The organism is Methanosaeta sp. UBA356 (assembly GCF_002496465.1).
In the GTDB taxonomy this organism is placed as follows: Archaea; Halobacteriota; Methanosarcinia; order Methanotrichales; family Methanotrichaceae; genus Methanothrix; species Methanothrix soehngenii.
Genome location: NZ_DAKC01000120.1, coordinates 1 through 18,527, shown reverse-complemented (window position 1 = coordinate 18,527; position 18,527 = coordinate 1). Strand labels below are relative to the sequence as shown.

Sequence of the window (18,527 nt, the reverse complement as noted above, 5' to 3'; positions counted from 1 at the left end):
TTGTTTGAGCCTTTAATGGCCTCTGCATTCTTGATCTCCCCTATTCTTATATCCATGGACTGGAAATCCTCAAAGGAGATCTCTTCTTTCTTCTTATCTTGCGTTCCCTTGCCTTTGGATCCGGCCTCTTTTATCCTATCCATGAAGATCTTCTCCAGTTCTTTGACGAATTTCTCCTCCAGGCGGTCAAAGAGGATCTCAGGGGTTCCCAGGCTCTGGCCGGAGTCCAGGGGCACAAGAGCATCTTCTAAAGCGATCTTACTGACCTCTCCTGGCATGCCCAGCTGCTTCCAGGCGTTTTGCATCTTTGCGGGCATTACCGGTTCCATCAGAATTACCAGCGCTTTGGCGATCTGCAGGCAGCTTCGAAGGACAGAGCCTGCGGCATCCTTGTCGCTTTTGACCAGCTTCCAGGGCTCATGGCTCTGGAAGTAGGTGTTCCCATAATCGGCCAGGGTCATCACGCTGTCTGTGGCCTTCTTGAACTCGTACTCCTCCAGGCCGGATACAACCTCAGCCATGGTCTCTTCGATCCGGGCCAAAACATCAGCATCGATCTTGCCCTCAGGCACCTTTCCCTCGAAGTTTTTCACGCTGAAGGTGAGGGCCCGGTTGATGAAGTTGCCAAAAGCCCCCACAAGCTCGGAGTTGACCTTATCGGCAAATATGTTCCAGGCGAAGTTGACCTCTTTATTATGAGCGGTATAGCTGGCCAGGTAATAGCGCAGAAGGTCGGGATGCAATCCTCGGTCCATGTAGTCGTCCTTCACCCAGATGACATTGCCCCGAGATTTGGAGAACTTCTTGTCATCGATCTTGAGCATGCCGCTGGCAACTACTGCCGAGGGCAGTGTATATCCCGCTCCTTTGAGCATCGCCGGCCAGAAGATGCAGTGATGATAGACGATATCTCCGCCGATGAAGTGAATGATCTGGGAAGGTTTTTTCCAGTAGTCCTCCCAGTCCCGGCCAGACCTGGCGCACCACTCCTCAGTGAAGGCGATATAGCCTATAGGAGCGTCCACCCAGACGTAGACCACCAGGTCGTCGCTGCCTGGAAATCGGACCCCCCAGGCCATATTGCGGGTTATGCACCAGTCTTTGAGCTCCGAGCGCACCCATTCCGTGGCATAGTTCCTGGCCGAGGCGGTTCCTCCCAGGGTCTGCAGATGCTCGAGCAGAAAGTCCCGGAATTCAGAGAGGCGGAAGAAGTAATGAGTCTGTTTGCGGTACTCTGCCCTGCCGCCGCAGACCTTGCAGATGGCATTCTTGATCTCTCCCGGCTCCAGGTGGCGACCGCATCCCATGTCGCACTCGTCTCCCCGGGCGGGCTTGCCGCAGTAGGGACACTCCCCTTCCACATATCTATCCGGCAGGAAGCGCTCGCATTTGGGGCAATAGGCAAGATCGATCTCCCTGGGATAGACGTAGCCGTTCTCCATGAGAGCTTCTACCATCTCTTTGGTGCGATTGTGGCAAGCAGGATCGTCAGTATCGCCAAAGAAGTCGAAATCAATCTCCATTCCCTGGAAGATCTCATCGAAGTGCTGGTGATACTTGATGGACAGAGCCTTGGGGGTCATTCCCTGAGCCTCGGCATTGACCACGATCGGGGTTCCATGGGAATCCGAGCCGCAGACGAAGAGCACCTCTTTGCCCATCTTTCTCAATCCTCGGACGAAGATGTCCGCTGGTACATAGGTTCTTAGGTGGCCCAGATGACAGGGCCCGTTGGCGTAAGGGAGGCCGCAGGTTACAAGGATAGGCATTGACAATTAAGAACACCGCCGCTGGATATGAAAGAACAGGGAGATATAGGTTTCCCAATAGCTCTCGGGGGCATGGTACAGGGATCCTGGTCGGAAGAATCCTGGATAAAATGTATATAACCGGATGATAAAATACAGACAATAGCAGAATGCAATTTAAAGGTGAAAAGCATGAAGTCAGCCATTTCATGAGAGATGATGGCAAAAGTGGGGATATTCAATGAATAAGATGTGTTTAATTATTCCGGCCTTCTTACTGGCACTGGCTATGGGCCCGGCAGGAGCCTACCCTCTGCAGGCCAGCGATGGAAATGCTACAGTAGTCCTGTTTGGTTCAATCAGGATGCCATATGAGTTAAATGATAGTGAGGAGGTCCTGAAGGTGGATACCGGGCTTCTGAACGCCTCGAATGCCACATATCAAATGATGGATCAGTATGATGCTGTTTACGATCCAGCGATGTACAAACCCCTGAACGAGGGAAGGCAGCTGGTCTATTTCGTGGTTCCAAAGGACAGCCTCTTCAAGTTGATTACTGTGACTCCTGAGGGCGGAAGACCCATCAATATCAACTGGTGGGCTACACCAAAAGCCGGCAATGAGTTTCTGCTGATAAGGTACTATGGGATCACAGACTGGCTGATAAACCCAGACGAGCAGGGAATAGTGGTTCAGGTCCGTGGGCAGAACAATGGCACCCAGGATGTAGTATTCAGTCCAGAGAATTTCGTCCTTCTTGATCAGTGGGGCTGGCCGTATAGTGCAACTGCGGGATTCGATACTGAGGTCATAGCTACTGGAAACGCGAGCCAGGATCGTGTGCTGGTGGGCTTCAGCGGCATCTCTTTGCAGAGCAGGCCTGTGTCTCTGGTGTATGGCTACTATACCGATAGTCCCATTGTCATTGACTTTAATAACGACTATCTGCAGCTCACAAATGAGCAGGTCTATGGGACGGCGGGAGCACAAAATGTCTCCGCAGCTCAGCCTGCCGGGCAAGCAGTCCAGCCGATTGCATTGGCCGCTGCAGCGACAAACGAGAGTGCTGTAGCTGGAACTGCGGCCAACAACACCACAGCTCAGAACGCAACCGTGGCCTCTAACATCAATTCCAGCGTCAGCTCCACCAAGGCCAGGCTTGCTGCCGCGAGAGAGAGGCTCAAACAGCAGACCAAGGATGATACATCAGCGGAAACACCAGCGGGCAATGCTACCCCCGGCACTGTCGAGCCTATAACCTCGCTAAACACAAACGATATCATGTAGATGTAGGGCTGAAAAAAGATCCAATGTCGATCAAGCTGAGAACAATGGGCAGCAGCGAGGGGCTTTTGCCCTCCTGCCCCATCAATTCTGCTCTCCAGATAGATCCTATATTTCCTGCAGCTTCTGCAATTTTTTTAATACTGCAGCGGCATGGCCATCCACTTTGACCCTCCTCCAGATGTATGCTATCTTTCCCTCTGGATCGATGAGGAAGGTGGACCTGACAGTCCCATAGCTCTCTTTGCCGTACATCTTCTTCAGCGCCCAGGCCCCATAAGACTCGGTGACCCTATGGTCCGGATCGCTCAAAAGCGTCACCTTCAGGCTGTGCTTGGCGGCGAACTTCTCGTGGCTTGCAGGACTGTCCCGGCTGATTCCCACCACCTCTGCGCCTAGCTTGCGAAAATCAGGCAGATGGGCAGTGAAGTCCATAGCCTCTCGGGTGCAGCCGCTGGTGTTATCCTTGGGATAAAAGTATAAGACCAGCCATTTGCCGCTATGGGCATTAAGGCAGATCTCCTGACCCCCTGCTCCGGGCAGACAGAAGTCCGGGGCAACATCGCCAATCTCTATCATATTTAGCGCCATCCTCGATGATTCTAATAATTGATAGGATTGGAGAAGTGAAAATAAAAGGCTATGGGAAGAAAGATAATATAACTGTAGGACGCGCAGATTTCGCACATTAGCCAGATTCTATCCAAAGGGCTTTCATAGGAAGATTAAAATTGTATTATCTCATCTATAATGCTAATAGCATGAAGGTGGAACTGTGAAGGCAGTAATGGCAGTATTAATTGTCCTTGGAACGGCATCGCTTTCCCTTCTGGCCGCGGATGGCATCGAATCTGAAGGGCTTACTATCACCGGATCTGCTACACCCATATCTGGCTCAATGAATATAGATGCTCAGAGCATGGAGGATAAGATCGCTGATTGGCAGAGCGGTCCCGTATCCAACGGCAACCAGTCAAATAACAAGCACAGCACATTCTTTAGCATCGGTATTGATACTGTCCAATCGAATGGCTCAACTGTCGATCTATCAAAGCTCATCAATCTATCCTCCAATGATTCCAAAAATTCCAGCGCGGAAAATGCCTCGATCATTAACACAAGAACACTGAACTGGACTGCGCTCAACACCACTGCTCATAATGCAACCGCAGTCAATGCTTCTGACCGGATCGGATCCGGCAAAGATCCAATGGCTTCACCCGTATCCGGGATCGGCCGCACAGCAGTCGGTTCAGAGAGTGCAAGCTCCAGCTCTCAGTCCAGCTCTAAAGGCATCCATAATTATTCATCATCCCAGGGTGGATTGGGCAAGAGCAAGATCGGATCCAGTATGTCCCTGGAAGGGGATTTCGAGGTTCAAAGATCGTCAAGTTATTAAAATGTTTATTTTTTTAAAATTTTGTATCTAAATTCAAACTGGTATTACCTCGCTAGCCATGAAAATTTTAGGGTAATTTGAAAATGCTTGATCTACAACAAAAAAATGGTCAATTAGGAATCTATATATGGTATTATTGGTTTTTTGCCAATATCAAGAAGAATTATTGAAGAAATACAAGATAGATGTGGGCGATAGCTTGGAGCTGGATGAGGTAGATAGGACCATTCTCACTAACCTTCGAGAGGACAGTCGCATGAGCCTGCAGGAGATATCGCGGAGGTCAGGCATCGCCGATGCAACCATCCAATTCCGTCTGAAGCGCATGAAGTCCCAGGGGGTCATTGAGCGGTTCACCATCAGCGCTAGTCCCGCTGCCACTGGCTATACAGTAACCGCCATCATGCTGGTCCAGACCGATTCCGAGAGCCATGATCGGGCGGTTCGCGCTCTGATCTTGATCCCGGAGATAACCGAGGTCTACGGAATATTAGGAGAGTACGACCTCTTCCTCAAGGTCTGGTCTCGTGGCCTGGAAGAGCTGAAGACCATCATCAACGACCGCATCCGTTCCGTTGAAGGAGTTAAGAACCTACTGGAGATTGTGGTCATGGATCGGGCGAAAGAGGAGAGCCCTCCTGTCTAGGGCGCAATGAGAGTATTGAGGTGATATGTGGCGCACATCCAGGGGCATCGCCGAAAAGATCACAGCCACCGGCCCCCTTTGGGTCAAGGAGGCAGCAACAAATGGATCCAATCGGGTAAGCTTTTTCAGCCAGCTGCAGGGAATGAAGATCAGCGATCGGGAGGGAAATGCTGTAGGCAAGCTTTCAGACCTCGCCCTCCGGCCTGGCGATACCCTGTTGGAGATCTCGCGCATCATCTATACCTCCAATATCCTGAGAGAGAGGGTCATCCTGCCCATTTCCAGCGTTGGCAGCATCAATGGCGATATCCGCCTGGATGTGTCCAGGGACGAGATCCCTCCGGGAAGGCTCTCTGAGAATGAGTTCCTGGTTACCGAGACCATTCTTGACCGGCAGATCGTGGATATAGACGGCTTGAAGGTGGTGAGGGTAAACGACATCCTCCTCGGCCAGGTAAAGAGATCCCTCTGCCTGGTGGGGGTGGACGTAGGCTTCAAGGGGATAATCAGGAGGCTGGGATTTGGCGGCCTTTCTCGCGGCCTGATGGCAAGACTGCCCAACCGCATCGTACCCTGGTCTTATATCGATCCCCTTGATCCCAACCTACGGAGCCTTCACCTCAAGATCTCCAGAAAGACCATCAATGACCTTCATCCCGCGGATATAGCTGATATACTGGAGGAGCTGAACAACAGGGATCGCCTTCTCATTCTCGACTCCCTGGGCGAGGAGACCGCCGCCGAGGCCATGGAAGAGGTGGACCCGGAGGTCCAGGCCACCATGGTCAATCAGATGGAGAGCGACGATGTAGCTGACATCCTGGAGAACATGAATCCCGACGATGCAGCCGACCTCCTGGGGATAATGCCCGAGAACAAGGCCACCGAGGTGCTGGAACTGATGAACGAGGTGGAGGCGGAGGAGGTCAGAGAGCTGATGGCCTACAGCAATAGCTCTGCGGGAAGCCTCATGACCACCGATTACGTTGCCGTCCCCTCCAGATGCACGGTATCGAATATCTTCTCCATTCTTAGGAGATCGGGAAGAGAGGTGGATATGATCTATTACATCTATGTCCAGAGCGATTCAGGTCAACTCTTGGGAGTCATGTCTCTTCGCGACCTGCTCTTAGCCGAACCCGATGATATAGCGAGCACCTTCATGAAAAAAGAGGTTATGAGCGTCCTTCCCACCTCGACCATCGAAGAGGTCACAAACCTCCTCTCCAAATACGATTTCCTGTGCGTGCCCGTGGCGGACGAGGAGGGCAGGATCCTGGGAATGGTGACCTTCGACGATGCTTTAGATGAGATAATTCCCGAAGACCTCAGGAAGCGCATGCCTTGGAACTACCATAAGCTGCGCAGGATCCGAGGGATGGACTGATGCAATTGGGTATAGGCCTGAGGGGCAGAGCTCCCCAGATATCCCTGGCCAGGCTGGCCGTGTTTCTGGCCATCATCGGGCCGGGGATAATCACCGCCAATGTGGATAACGATGCCGGCGGAATCACAACCTACAGCATCGCCGGGGCTCATTTTGGATACTCTCTCCTGTGGCTTCTCATACCCATAACCTTCGCTCTGTTCGTGGTGCAAGAGATGTGCGCCCGGATGGGCGTGGTCACGGGCAAGGGTCTGGCCGATCTCATCCGGGAGCGCTTCGGGGTCAAGCCGACGGTGGTCCTTCTCCTCGGTTTCATTATCGCTAACCTCTGCACCACTACTGCGGAGTTCGCTGGGGTGGCGGCGAGCATGGAGATATTCGGGGTGAGCAAATATGTATCCGTTCCCGCGGCCGCGGTCCTGGTCTGGTCGATCGTGGTCATGGGCAACCGCCGCTCTTTAGAGAAGGTATTTCTCATCGCCAGTTCGGTCTACATCACCTATATCATATCCGGCTTGATGCTAAAGCCCGACTGGAAGTTTCTTTTCACCCAGACGGTCACTCCCAGCCTGAGCCTGGAGTCTGGGTACCTATATATGGTGATTGGGATCGTGGGAACGACCATCACCCCCTGGATGCAATTTTACCTCCAGTCCACCATCGTCGAGAAGGGGATCAAGATCTCCGAGTACAAGTACACCAAATGGGATGTCTATGTGGGCTGCCTTATCACTGACGTCGTATCGTATTTCATAATATTCACCTGCGCCGCTACCATCTTTGCGGGCGGAATAAGGATTGAGACGGCGAAGGACGCAGCTCTTGCTCTATTCCCTCTGGCTGGCGAATACTCCGCATGGCTGTTCGCCTTCGGACTTCTCAATGCCTCCCTATTTGCCGCATCCATACTGCCCCTCTCGACAGCCTATTTCCTATGTGAGGGGATGGGCTGGGACTCCGGACTGAACAAGAGGTTCGGGGATGCGCCACAGTTTTACCTCCTCTTCACCCTGCTGATCGCCTTCGGTGCCATCTTCATACTGATTCCCAACGCTCCGCTGCTGGCGATAATGGTCCTATCGGAGGTGATTAACGGATCTTTGCTGCCGATGGTGCTGCTTTTCATCCTCATTCTGATTAATGACAGAAAGATCATGGGAAAATACACCAACGGAAAGCTCTTCAATCTGATCGCCTGGAGCACAACAATTATCATGAGCATCCTCACTGTTCTCTTGGTGGTGACGACCATCTTTCCCATTTTGGGTGGATGATTTAAGAGGTGCCCAGAAGAGAGATATAGCAAACGGAGGAAATAGGAGGCAGTATCTTGCAGGAACCGGGAAAAGAGGATTATTCGTCAGATCGTCAATCCAATAGCGGCGCGGATACTCCCATCAAGCCCTCGCCTGCTGGATCCCCTTCTGCATCGCCCTTAATCCAATCAGAAAAAGAGCCGGATATCCAGGCCTCAGACTCGGATTCAGTTCCAGTTCCCAATGGGTCGGCCACTTCTCCCGAAGTTCAGGCTCGAGAGCTGCCCAGGTTTACAGTGATAGAGTACGATGAGAATCACTTTCTAGAGACGGAGACCAATGAGGTTGAGGACTGTCTGATATTCCGGGACCGCCCCTATATGATATGGATCAACGTGGACTGTCCCCGGCAGGTGTATTCTCTGGAAAAGCTGGGAGCATGCTATGGATTGCACCCCCTGGTTCTAGAGGACATTCTGACCGACCAGCGCCCCAAGGTTGAGGATTACGAGGACTACATATTCATCGTCCTCAAGATGCTCTACTATGAGGAAGCGGAGGATGACGATGAGATAGGGGACTTCAATATCGACATGGACCAGGTGAGCATAATCTTTGGCAATAATTTTATAATATCATTTAAGGAAAAAGATGTGGATATATTCCGGCCCCTCAGGGAGAGGCTGAGGACGTCCAAAGGCCGGATCAGAAAGCAGGGTGCCGATTACCTTGCCTACTCCATGATCGACTCGATCGTCGACCACTACTTTGTGATCATGGAGAAGCTGGGCGATAGGTTCGAGGAGCTGGAGGACTCAGTGGTCTCCAATCCTGAGCCGGGAATCCTGCCCGCCATCTACAATCTGAAAAGGGACATGCTCTTTCTGCGAAAGTCGGTCTGGCCTCTCCGGGAGGCAATAAGCCGCATGCAGAGGATGGACTCGCACCTCATATCGGAAACTACCAGGATCTACCTAAGGGACGTGTACGACCATACCATCCAGGTGATCGAGAACATAGAGACATTCAGGGATATGTCAGCTTCGCTTTTGGAGACCTATCTATCCAGCCTGAGCAATAAGCTCAATGAGGTGATCAAGCTCCTGACCATCATCTCCACCATATTCATCCCTCTGACCTTCCTGTCCGGGCTTTATGGCATGAACTTCACCCACATGCCGGAGCTGGAGCACCCCTATGGATATCCTGCAGTCCTGGTGCTGATGCTGCTGGTGGTGGCAGTGATGCTGGCATACTTCTACCGGAAGAAATGGATCTGATGGATGCCTAAAAAAAATCGTTTTGAAGAAGCTTTAAATATTCATTTTCCATCCCCTCAACGATGGACTTATCTCGTGCGATTAGTCTGGCCGATCCTCAGCTTTTAGCTGACCAGATTCAGTATAAGGTGGATTTGATGGCCGGAAGGCATGTAGATCTTGCCTCCATTCAGGTGCTGGCAGATGCCATTCATGAGATAGATGCCGTATCAATTATAGTAAACTTGATAGTAATAATTTTTATAATATTTGTGGTCAGAGCTGTGGCCGAAATCGTAGATCAGATGCTACGAACTCATATCCCCAAAGTCATAAACCGGGCGGAGATGAGGATGGACGAGACCATGCAGCTCATGATCCGCAGGATCGCCTCCGCCACCATTTATCTGGTCGGCTTGATGCTGGTTATACTGCAAATTCCACAGCTGCATAAGGTCGCCACTGCCATGCTCGCCGGAGCGGGGATCTTTGGCCTGGCTGTAGGCTATGCGGCCAAGGACTCCCTGTCCAACTTCACCTCTGGGATATTCATCACCCTATTCCAGCCCTTCCGGGTGGGAGATCTGGTGGACTTCAGAGGCGATTATGGCCAGATCGAGGATTTGACCCTGAGGCATACGGTGATTCGCACCGCAGATAACCGCAGAATCATTGTTCCAAACAGCATCATTAGCACAGAACCTGTAATTAACTGGACGATCAGGGAAAAAGAAATAACCTGGTCGGTTGACTTCGATCTGGAGAAGGCAGCGGACATAGATCGAGCGAGGGAGATAATTCTGGAGAAGGCGCGCGGCCATTCTCAGGTTTTAAAGGACAGGCCATTGAGCGTCCAGCTCTCGAGCTGCAAAAGCAGAGAGCTGGTCCTCAGGCTGGAAGCGACAGTTCCGGGGAGAAACGTGGCCAGCGCGGTGGGCAATGAGATCAGAGAAGCAGTGATAAAGGAGTTTGAGGGCCAGGGAATATAGCTCTCAATCATGCCCAGTCAGGCTACGGCCACCTTTCTGGAGATGATGGCTCGAAGGGGCTCGATCTGACCGCGTTTGGCGCTGATAGGAGCAATCCTGTCCTGCCACTGAGTCCAGGGTGGGAGCATCCCCAGACGCTCGCAGATCAGATCCAGTGCTCCATCCCTGTCCTGCTTGGCTATTCGATCCATCTTGTTCGCTGCCAGGACCGAGTCCAGGCCCAAATCGTCCAGAAATTCCCAAAGCTCTATCTCCATCGGCACCTCGCCCCGGCCCTCCCAGCGGTCGGCTATATCCAGGAAGGATGCGGCGTCAATTACCTGCACCGCCAGGAGAATCTCCCTGGCATGCTCTTCAAAATAATGGACGATCAAATCTTTGGTCTTCTCCTGATCGGCTTTAGTTGCTCTAAACATAAAGCCATAGCCGGGCATATCCACATAGAAGACATTCCCTACCTTGGTCTTGAACGGGTACTGGGTGATACCAGGACGCTTGCCGATCGGGACCTTCTTTCCCGTAAGCTCCCAGAATAGGGTGGATTTGCCGACGTTGGACCTGCCGATGAGGACAACTTCCTTGGACATGGCATTAAGAGGAAGGGCAAGATTGAAAAGGATGCCTATCTGAGAACAATAGCATAAATGACGGAAGGGGAAAAGGATCCAAAAGAGGTCGCAGTTCTGCTCTTGAAGGCTACGATGCTCCCTGACGGAGAGGTCTTCCCGCGGCTTGATCAGCCGAAGTACACCCCGGCAGATTACACCCGCATGGCCTGCCACATTCTTTTCCGGTGTCAGCGGTGCGGGACATGCTGCACCACCGGAGATCCCATCCGCCTGCGGCCCGAGGATGCTGCACAACTGGCAAAGCATCTCAAAATCCCCCTGAACAGGGCCCTGAAAAAGTACACTATTCCCGATCCCAAAAAGCCCGGAGTTCTGGACTTCAAGCACATCCTCCCCTGCAAGTTCTATGACCGATTGGCGGGCGGCTGCAAGATCTATGCTGCCCGTCCCTGGTCCTGCCGCATATTTCCATTCCTTGGGGTCTACGGCTCTTCCGATCAGGTGGTAGTAAACCCGTCCTGTCCGGGGTCAGTGGAGACTATGGAGATTTTAACCCGGGCGATGGAAGAGGTACAAAGGGAGCAGGAGGGATATTCCCCCAGCACAGAGGAGATCAGGCGGAGCAAAGAGCATCTGAGGAGAGTTCTGGATGAGCTCTGAACAACAATGGTGGAGTCGGAGCTAGACCTCTTCTCCGAACACCTCCACCAGCGAATCCCGGGCCCTCTTCATCACTTCAGTGGGGCAGGTCTTGTAAGCCTTTTTCAGCGGCTCTATCGCCCTCTCATCCCCGATCTCACCCAGGCTCCAGGCCGCCCAGGCTCTGATCTCCTCGTCATCCTGGCTGAACATGACCTCTATCAGAGCATCTAGGGCTTTGTCGTGGCCTATCTCCCCCAGAGCAGTCACGGCAGTATAGCGCACCTTCCATTCTTTGTCCGGCAGAGCGGCAAGAGCTAGATCTGCGGCTCTCTCCCCTTTTATCTTTCCCAGGGACTTCAAGGCCTCGCAGCGTACATCCACCTCATCGTCTTGCAGGGCACGAGTGAGGGGTTCAATGCCCTCTTCGCGGGCTATCTCTCCCATGTAGGCTGCCGCCCTTCGCCTAACCTCCGCACTCTCATCTGTCATCAGCCGGGCCACATCCGGCAGGGATTGAGCATAGCCGATCTTCGCGAGGCCGGTGGTGGCCATCCCCCGGACCTCGGGATCGTCATAGCTCAGAAGATCTCTGAAAGCCTCTGCTGCCTCTAAAGCGCGGAGGGCCATCGCCGCCCTCAAGCGTACATCCCTGGAGCCGTCTCTTTTCATGGCCAAAACCAGAGGCTGTACTGCCTCCTGATTGCCCAGTGCCTCCATAGCGGCTGCGCTCCACTCGCGAACCACATGATCCGGATCACTGAGCAGGGCATAACAGAGAGGCTTTAACGCCCTGGCAGATCCTGTCTTGCCCAGGATCCAGGCGGACTTGTAGCGCAGGTCTGAGAACTCGCCCTTCTCCAGGGCTTCAGCAACGGCATCAACCGCCTCGTCACCCAGGTTTACCAGGGCCCATGCCGCTTTCTGACGTTCAAAATAGTCATCGCTCTGGCCGAGCTTCTTTATGAGTTCATGAGCCTTGTCCATGCCGATTCATGGGCATGGCAGTCTATTAAGCTTTGTGCAAATAGAATTCAATTGCATGCAAATGTTTAAGCGTTAAAGGGCTGCTTCGGCAGACATTGGACAGGAACAGAAAACATGGGATATCTATTCGGACCTGTGCTCTCCCGCCGCTTGGGGCTATCCATGGGGGTGGACCTGCTCAGGCACAAGACCTGCAATCTGGACTGCATCTACTGCGAGCTGGGCCGGACCGATTGCCTGACCTGCGGACGGGGACGGTTTGTACCTCCGCAAAAGGTGCTCGGGGAGATCAGGGAGAAGAGGAATGAGCCCTTCGACTACCTGACGTTTGCCGGTTCGGGAGAGCCGACGTTGAGCCAGGATCTGGGAAGGGTGGTGGCCTTCGCTAAAGAGACCGTCTCCCGCCCAGTGGCGGTGATCACAAACAGCACCCTTCTTACCAGCCCTGCAGTTCGAAAGGAGGTTGCAGCAGCGGATATTGTCCTTCCCTCCCTAGATGCCGCTTCTCCCGCTGCCTTCCAGGCGATAAACCGGCCTGATCCGGGCCTGAAGATCGAGGAGATAATTCAAGGCCTCAAGGAGTTTCGCCGGGAGTACTCGGGAGAGATCTGGCTGGAGGTGATGCTGGTGGCTGGGATCAATGACCATGAGGCAGATCTCATAGCTCGAGCGGCGGAATCGACTGAGCCGGACAGAATTCAGCTGAACACCGTGGTCAGGACTCCGGCAGAGCCGGTCCGACCCCTGAGCGAGGAGGAGATGGTTCGGATGCTGGAGATCTTCCCAGGAGCTGAGCTGATTCCCGACTGGGACTGGAGGGTCCCGTTTGATATTCGCAACAGAATCCTGGACAGCTTATGCCGCTCGCCCTCTACCCTGGAGGAGATCTGCCGCCTTCATGATCTTACTGATAGCGATGCCATCAAATACTGCAAGATCCTGGAGCACGATGGTCTGATCACCAGAAGGATCGAAGGAGGAAAGCTCTGCTTTCTGGGAAGCAAAAGCCGTGGCAGAGGATAACTAAAAATCCTCAAATGGATGGTTTTCGATGACGGAGAATAATGAAAATTGCGAGACATGCACTCATCAGGGCACCTGCCCCAGCCGGAATAGCGGCGAAGCAGTCACATGCGAAGTTGACCCGGGGAGCAAGATCAAACATAAGATCATCATCGCCAGCGGCAAGGGTGGAGTAGGCAAGAGCACGGTATCGGTCAACCTCGCCCGGGCCCTCTTGCTGGATGGATTTAAGGTCGGCATTCTGGACGCCGATATCACCGGCCCGAATATACCAAAGCTCCTGGGAATTGAGGACCGGAGTCTGGTGCTGGGGGAGGATGGGATAAAACCAGCAGATGCCGGCGGCATCAAGGCAGCCTCCATGGCTCTTCTCCTCTCCAGCCGCGACACGCCTGTGGTGTGGAGGGGGCCGATGAAGATGGCAGCCATCAAGCAGTTCATCGAGGATGTGGAATGGGGAGAGCTTGATTTTCTGATCATCGACCTCCCGCCGGGTACCAGCGACGAGCCTTTGAGCGTGGCGCAGCTCATCCCCGACCTGGCTGGAGCGATAATTGTCACCACTCCTCAGGAGGTCTCTTTGCTTGACTCCCGCAAAGCAGTGAATATGGTCAAGACGATGAAGCTTCCTGTTATTGGAATTATCGAGAACATGGCGGGCCTTATGTGTCCCCACTGCCATCAACGGATCGATATCTTTCAGAGCGGCGGCGGGGAGAGAATGGCAGAGGAGATGAATGTGAGATTTCTGGGATCCATTCCCATTGATCCCCAGGTCTGCTCACTGGGCGATGCCGGCCAGACCTTCGTGGAGGGAGATACACCTGCCGCAGATATCTTCCGCCTTATTGTGGAGAGGCTGAAAAATATCCTGAGATAGCTACTGCCTTGGGGCTAAACCTTTTTTTTAAAAAATTTGTTGAGATCTCAGTATGTGCTGAGCTCTCCCCGGAAGAGCATCTGCTGCAGCTTTGGTATACTCCCCAGCCAGTCGTCCAGTATCTCTGTGGTCCCATCCTGCAATGACTTTATGTCCACTCCTTCCTTGGGGACGATCTGCACGCTGGCGATATGGGGCTCGTCGATGGGCTTTCCTATCTGTGATAGGATCTTAATGTAGACCTCTTCGATTCCCTGGACCTCGGCGGCGATCTGTTTTGCTGCCTCGATGGACAGGAGGTTATAGATCTTTCCAACGTGGTTGATGGGGTTCTTTCCGCAGGTCGCCTCCAGGCTCATGGGCCGGTTGGGAGTGATGAGGCCATTGGCCCGGTTGCCCCGGCCCACTGCACCGTCGTCTCCCATCTCCGCTGAGGTTCCAGTGACTGTGATGTAGACCGATCCCTCTTCGATGTTGTCCGCCACATTCATCTGGGCAAATACCCTGCGGGAGGTGAACTGCTTGGCGAAATCAATCACATGCTCGACAATTTCCCTTTTCGTGTCTGCATACTCTTTCATGTTAGCCACATACCTGTCCACCAGGGCGCAGGCGATGGTGAGGTTGATTTCATCTCCCTGGCGCATGCCCATGACCTTGATGTCTTCGCCAATGGCGGGAATGCTCTTCTTGAGATTCATCAGTTCTCGCTCAGTGTTATAGACGATATTCTCCGTCTGGGAGAGGGGGGCATAGCCAACGCCAAAGGAGGTATCATTGGCGGAGGGGACCTTCCGACCGAAGACGTCGCGCAGATCAGAGGAGCCCATCCCTATCTTCGCATCGAGGATGACGTGGTTGTTGACATCCAAATTGGAGAGGGACTCAACAAGGAGCTTGCGCGCCGCTTTGATGGCAATGGTGTCCACCGGGATCTCCTCCTCCTTGAAGACCCTTGTGGCCCTGCCGGTGAGCAGAATATACAGCGGGCAGATGACCTCGCCGCCTCCAAATGCCGGTTTAGACCTTCCAGCCACTATCTGGGTTTTATCAGTGTTGTGGTGCAGCACCGCTCCAAATCGATCAAGATACTCCTGGCATAGAGCCCGACTGATGGACTCTGCGAGGCCATCTGCTACGCTGTCCGGATGGCCTATTCCCTTGCGCTCTACCAGCTCTATCTCCTGCTGCTCCAAAGGCCTTTGATTGAGGCGTTCAACCTTGATGTTTCTCTTCATGTCATTTCCTCGAATGCCGTTATCATTAACCAGCTTTTAAGGCAGTTCCACAAATTAAAGAGGTGCACTGTCATATTAATGCTTTGCACTGCAGCCCAATTGGAAAATAAGCCCAAATGGCCAGATGGAGGAGGTGGCTTCCTCTCCCCTGATTCTTTGGCCTACTGAGTCAGGCCCACCTGCCACTTGAGCATTCTCTCCTCCACCACATAGCGGAAGGTACGATCTATAGCCAGGCCCAGGAGACCCAGGACGATCATGTACATGAATACCTCGTCCATCCGGTAGTGGCCATAGGAGTCCCAGATCTTGAATCCCAGGCCATTCTTGCTGACCCCGAACATCTCGGCGGCGACAAGGCACATCCAGGCAATTCCCATGGCAATCCTTATGCCTGCTGCAATGGAGGGCAGAGAGTAGGGCAGAGCAACATACCTGATCAGATCGAGATCTTTGGTTGCACCCAGAACCTTTGCTGACTCGACATACACCCGGGGAAGGCTCTTGAAGCCCATGTAGGTGTTGGTCAATATGGGAAACACAGCCCCTATGAATATGATAAATCCTGCTGCAGTATTGGTAATGCCAAACCAGATGATGGCAAATGGGATCCAGGCCAGTGGCGGTATGGGGCGCAGTATCTCCACGATTGGATCAAAAATGCTGTCCAGAAACTTAAACCATCCCATTATCATTCCAATGGGAAGGGCAATTAAAAGACCGCCCGCCATGCCGATGGCGAAATGAAGTGCGCTGACTGGCAGGTCATCCAAAAGAATAGACCGCCAGTTTTCCATAAAGGCAAAAACAACCTGGGAGAAGCTGGGCAGAATCAATCTGTCATCAATGAGAAATGCTGCCGTCTCCCAGAGAGCAATCAACATAAAAATGGAAAGGACAGGAATGCCCTGGTCTCTCAGGACACGCGAGATCCTACTCCCACTAGCTTTTCTCAGTTCAGCTCACCCTCTCGTAGAAGCTGGTATCGAAGAGATCTTCCTCTGTCAGCTCCCTTTGAGTATACTTCATCTCATAGTCGACTCTTGCATATTCTACCGTTGAGGGTATTTGCAGATTTGGATCGCTGACCCACTCGCCGTCCCAGTTCTCAATGGAATGCTCAATTTCAGTGATATTCGCATTGGTTTTTCTGGAATAGATCTCTGCGGCCTCTTTCGGATGAGTATTGATGTACTCTGTCGCCTTTATATGGGTCTTTATGATCTGCTCTACCAGTTCAGGCTGCTCTTGGATGAGCTTGTCTGTGACCACCAGACTGCAGCAGGCATGGTCAGGCCACATCTCGCCTGATGCCACCACCACCTTGCCCTTGCCGTTCAGTTCCACAATGGATGGGGCTGGATGGGGAAGGAATACTCCATCTATTCTGCCTGCGGATAGAGCGCTCATAGCAGGTCCTGGGTCCATGGCTTTGATATCCACTTCTGAGACTTCAACTCCATTATCCGTAAGCCACTTCTTCATTACAGTGTCCTGAATTGACCCGGGCGGGAATGTGCCTATGGAGAGGCCTTCCAGGGATTCCGGTCCGCTGTAGGCCAAGTCTGGCCGGACCACCAGGTCTGAACCCTTGATGTTGACTGCGGCCACTATCTTGGCCGGAAGTCCAGCAGCTATGGCTGAAATGGGCGGAGCCGTTCCGACGTAAGCAATATCCAGCTCTCCTGCGACCATGGCCTGCATCTCCGGAACTCCTGTGGGAAACTCAAACTCTTTAATCTCAGTTATGCCAAAGGGCGAAAGGTCCTCCGCCCACCAGCCCATCTCAGAGGCAACCATCTCGGCAATCTGATGGGTGCTGGGCTGGTAGCCTATGCGCAGGGTGGTAATTCCTGCGGAATTCTCTGTGAGATTAGTGCTTTCGGTCTTCTCAGGAGGGGATATGCAGCCCAAGGTTAGTACCACCACTGCTGCCAGGGTGGCTATCAACACGAATTTCCTCAATGCGATCACCTATACCTATCTAACCTGCCTAAACCGTCTATGTCTACCTATGCCTACCTAACTGTACCTTGATTATACCGACTTATGGTCATCTGGGGAAAGATCGGTATAAAGCATTTTCCGGTCATGCTACAGCAATTTCCCCATCTGGACAACTGAGTGGACATATACTACAAAATGGCCAAAGAATGAGGGGACAATCGGCAGATTGAAAGGGAAATGCGGATGATGAAATAGTATGGTATGCAAGGAACTCCGTTCGAGCATCCCAAGCGAGCAGGCCAGACAAGGAGAGCGGCAGAGCAGGTCGCGCAGGTGAAGAATGGCAAGCATAGTGGTCGGAAAAGAATTCTCCGAAATACTGGAGAGGATAGAGCGGAGCGAGGCGGTTGTCCTCACCGCAGAAGAGGTATCCCGTCTGGTGGAGGATGAGGATAGGTCAAGCCTCGAAGAGGTGGACGTGGTAACCACCGCTACCCGGGCGGTGATGAGCGGGACATATGCCATTCTCTCCTTTCCGGTAGCCGAGCCGGGATCCTTCCAGAGGGCGAGAAACGTTTGGCTGAACGGCATATCAGCCCAGGTGGGTCCCTGTCCTAATGAGAACCTGGGGCTACTGGATCTGATCGTATTCGGGACCGCCTGCAGCCGCGACCGGCCGGATTACGGCGGAGGCCATCTATTTCGGGATCTGGTGGAGGGGAAGACGATTCAGGTGGAGGTCCAGACGGACGAGGGAGGATTGCTGCAGGCGGAGGCGGGGCTGGAGGATATGCCCCAGGCCCGGATGTTCGGCTCCCGCCATGCCTTCAAGAACTACTCCGCTTTTGTCAATCCCGGCTCCCGGTCGGTCAGGACCATCTTTCATGCCCGGGGCTTTGAGCCTCACTGTCAGGGGGCCACATTCTCCGGCTGCGGCCAGATCAATCCCCTGAAGTGTGACCCCCTGCTGGAGACGATTGGCATTGGGACGCGCATTCTCCTCAACGGGGCAGAGGGCTACGTCCTGGGCACAGGAACCCGCAGCAGCCGCGACAAACCAAATCTATCCGGTTTTGCTGATATGCATCATATGACCGCGGAGTACATGGGCGGATTTGTCACCGGCCTGGGGCCGGAGTGCATTTGCTCGTTGGCTGTGCCCATCCCCGTGACCAGCTCCACCATCCTGGAGGAGATCGCTCGCAGAGATCGGGAGATCGCCCTGCCGGTAAATGACATCAACACCCGGACGGTGATAGGCCAGGCCAATTATGG

At 53.2% G+C, this 18,527-nt stretch carries 18 protein-coding genes; 11 read left to right on the top strand and 7 right to left on the bottom strand.

What is annotated here, in order from left to right:
• Positions 1–1,769: methionine--tRNA ligase (metG, locus tag BP727_RS11760; RefSeq protein WP_286858960.1), on the bottom strand; the 1,769-nt coding region annotated here is incomplete at its 3' end.
• A gap of 220 nt (positions 1,770–1,989) precedes the next feature.
• Here metG and BP727_RS11755 point away from each other — a divergent pair.
• Positions 1,990–3,036, top strand: a complete 1,047-nt coding sequence (locus BP727_RS11755; protein WP_276620002.1) for a hypothetical protein — start codon at positions 1,990–1,992, stop codon at positions 3,034–3,036.
• A gap of 105 nt (positions 3,037–3,141) precedes the next feature.
• Here BP727_RS11755 and BP727_RS11750 read toward each other — a convergent pair whose 3' ends face one another.
• Positions 3,142–3,612, bottom strand: a complete 471-nt coding sequence (locus BP727_RS11750; RefSeq protein ID WP_273271518.1) for a peroxiredoxin — start codon at positions 3,610–3,612, stop codon at positions 3,142–3,144.
• A gap of 196 nt (positions 3,613–3,808) precedes the next feature.
• Here BP727_RS11750 and BP727_RS11745 point away from each other — a divergent pair, with 196 nt between their 5' ends.
• The 6 genes from BP727_RS11745 to BP727_RS11720 all read left to right on the top strand — a co-directional run bounded on the left by BP727_RS11745 (position 3,809) and on the right by BP727_RS11720 (position 9,969).
• Complete coding sequence (locus BP727_RS11745; protein WP_286858958.1) at positions 3,809–4,432, top strand: hypothetical protein; 624 nt, start codon at positions 3,809–3,811, stop codon at positions 4,430–4,432.
• A 166-nt stretch (positions 4,433–4,598) separates the two neighbouring features.
• Positions 4,599–5,078, top strand: coding sequence for an Lrp/AsnC family transcriptional regulator (locus BP727_RS11740; protein ID WP_276620005.1), 480 nt, complete (start codon positions 4,599–4,601; stop codon positions 5,076–5,078).
• Positions 5,079–5,103: 25 nt separating this feature from the next.
• Positions 5,104–6,465: a magnesium transporter gene (locus BP727_RS11735; protein WP_286858957.1), complete on the top strand. Its 1,362-nt coding sequence runs from the start codon at positions 5,104–5,106 to the stop codon at positions 6,463–6,465.
• Positions 6,465–7,739, top strand: coding sequence for an Nramp family divalent metal transporter (locus BP727_RS11730; RefSeq protein ID WP_273271522.1), 1,275 nt, complete (start codon positions 6,465–6,467; stop codon positions 7,737–7,739). Before BP727_RS11735 ends, BP727_RS11730 begins: the two co-directional genes overlap by 1 nt.
• Before the next feature lie 56 nt (positions 7,740–7,795).
• Positions 7,796–9,001, top strand: coding sequence for a magnesium/cobalt transporter CorA (gene corA / locus BP727_RS11725; RefSeq protein ID WP_273278479.1), 1,206 nt, complete (start codon positions 7,796–7,798; stop codon positions 8,999–9,001).
• A gap of 62 nt (positions 9,002–9,063) precedes the next feature.
• Positions 9,064–9,969, top strand: a complete 906-nt coding sequence (locus tag BP727_RS11720) for a mechanosensitive ion channel family protein (protein ID WP_276620009.1) — start codon at positions 9,064–9,066, stop codon at positions 9,967–9,969.
• Between the two features lie 17 nt (positions 9,970–9,986).
• On the opposite strand, the gene engB is transcribed toward BP727_RS11720, so the two are convergent.
• Positions 9,987–10,556 (bottom strand): GTP-binding protein EngB, encoded by a 570-nt coding sequence (gene engB / locus BP727_RS11715; protein WP_286858956.1) that lies wholly within the window; start codon positions 10,554–10,556, stop codon positions 9,987–9,989.
• Between the two features lie 57 nt (positions 10,557–10,613).
• On the opposite strand from engB, the gene BP727_RS11710 reads away from it, so the two are divergent.
• Entirely contained in the window at positions 10,614–11,198 is a 585-nt protein-coding gene (locus tag BP727_RS11710) for a YkgJ family cysteine cluster protein (protein ID WP_276620011.1), read from the top strand.
• 21 nt (positions 11,199–11,219) lie between these two features.
• Here the strand turns inward: BP727_RS11710 and BP727_RS11705 are convergent, their stop codons facing one another.
• Positions 11,220–12,164: a HEAT repeat domain-containing protein gene (locus tag BP727_RS11705; RefSeq protein ID WP_013720227.1), complete on the bottom strand. Its 945-nt coding sequence runs from the start codon at positions 12,162–12,164 to the stop codon at positions 11,220–11,222.
• 114 nt (positions 12,165–12,278) lie between these two features.
• Here BP727_RS11705 and BP727_RS11700 point away from each other — a divergent pair, with 114 nt between their 5' ends.
• Positions 12,279–13,187 (top strand): radical SAM protein, encoded by a 909-nt coding sequence (locus BP727_RS11700; protein ID WP_273278475.1) that lies wholly within the window; start codon positions 12,279–12,281, stop codon positions 13,185–13,187.
• Positions 13,188–13,215: 28 nt separating this feature from the next.
• Positions 13,216–14,067, top strand: coding sequence for an Mrp/NBP35 family ATP-binding protein (locus BP727_RS11695; RefSeq protein ID WP_273278474.1), 852 nt, complete (start codon positions 13,216–13,218; stop codon positions 14,065–14,067).
• Between the two features lie 47 nt (positions 14,068–14,114).
• Here BP727_RS11695 and BP727_RS11690 read toward each other — a convergent pair whose 3' ends face one another.
• The 3 genes from BP727_RS11690 to BP727_RS11680 all read right to left on the bottom strand — a co-directional run bounded on the left by BP727_RS11690 (position 14,115) and on the right by BP727_RS11680 (position 17,270).
• Positions 14,115–15,305, bottom strand: a complete 1,191-nt coding sequence (locus tag BP727_RS11690; RefSeq protein ID WP_273278473.1) for a methionine adenosyltransferase — start codon at positions 15,303–15,305, stop codon at positions 14,115–14,117.
• A 161-nt stretch (positions 15,306–15,466) separates the two neighbouring features.
• Positions 15,467–16,189: an ABC transporter permease gene (locus tag BP727_RS11685; protein ID WP_013720223.1), complete on the bottom strand. Its 723-nt coding sequence runs from the start codon at positions 16,187–16,189 to the stop codon at positions 15,467–15,469.
• Positions 16,190–16,262: 73 nt separating this feature from the next.
• On the bottom strand, positions 16,263–17,270 hold the full coding sequence (locus BP727_RS11680; protein WP_052297612.1) for an ABC transporter substrate-binding protein: 1,008 nt from the start codon (positions 17,268–17,270) through the stop codon (positions 16,263–16,265).
• Between the two features lie 322 nt (positions 17,271–17,592).
• On the opposite strand from BP727_RS11680, the gene BP727_RS11675 reads away from it, so the two are divergent.
• The coding region (locus BP727_RS11675) for a methanogenesis marker 16 metalloprotein (RefSeq protein ID WP_286858953.1) at positions 17,593–18,527 on the top strand (935 nt) is incomplete at its 3' end.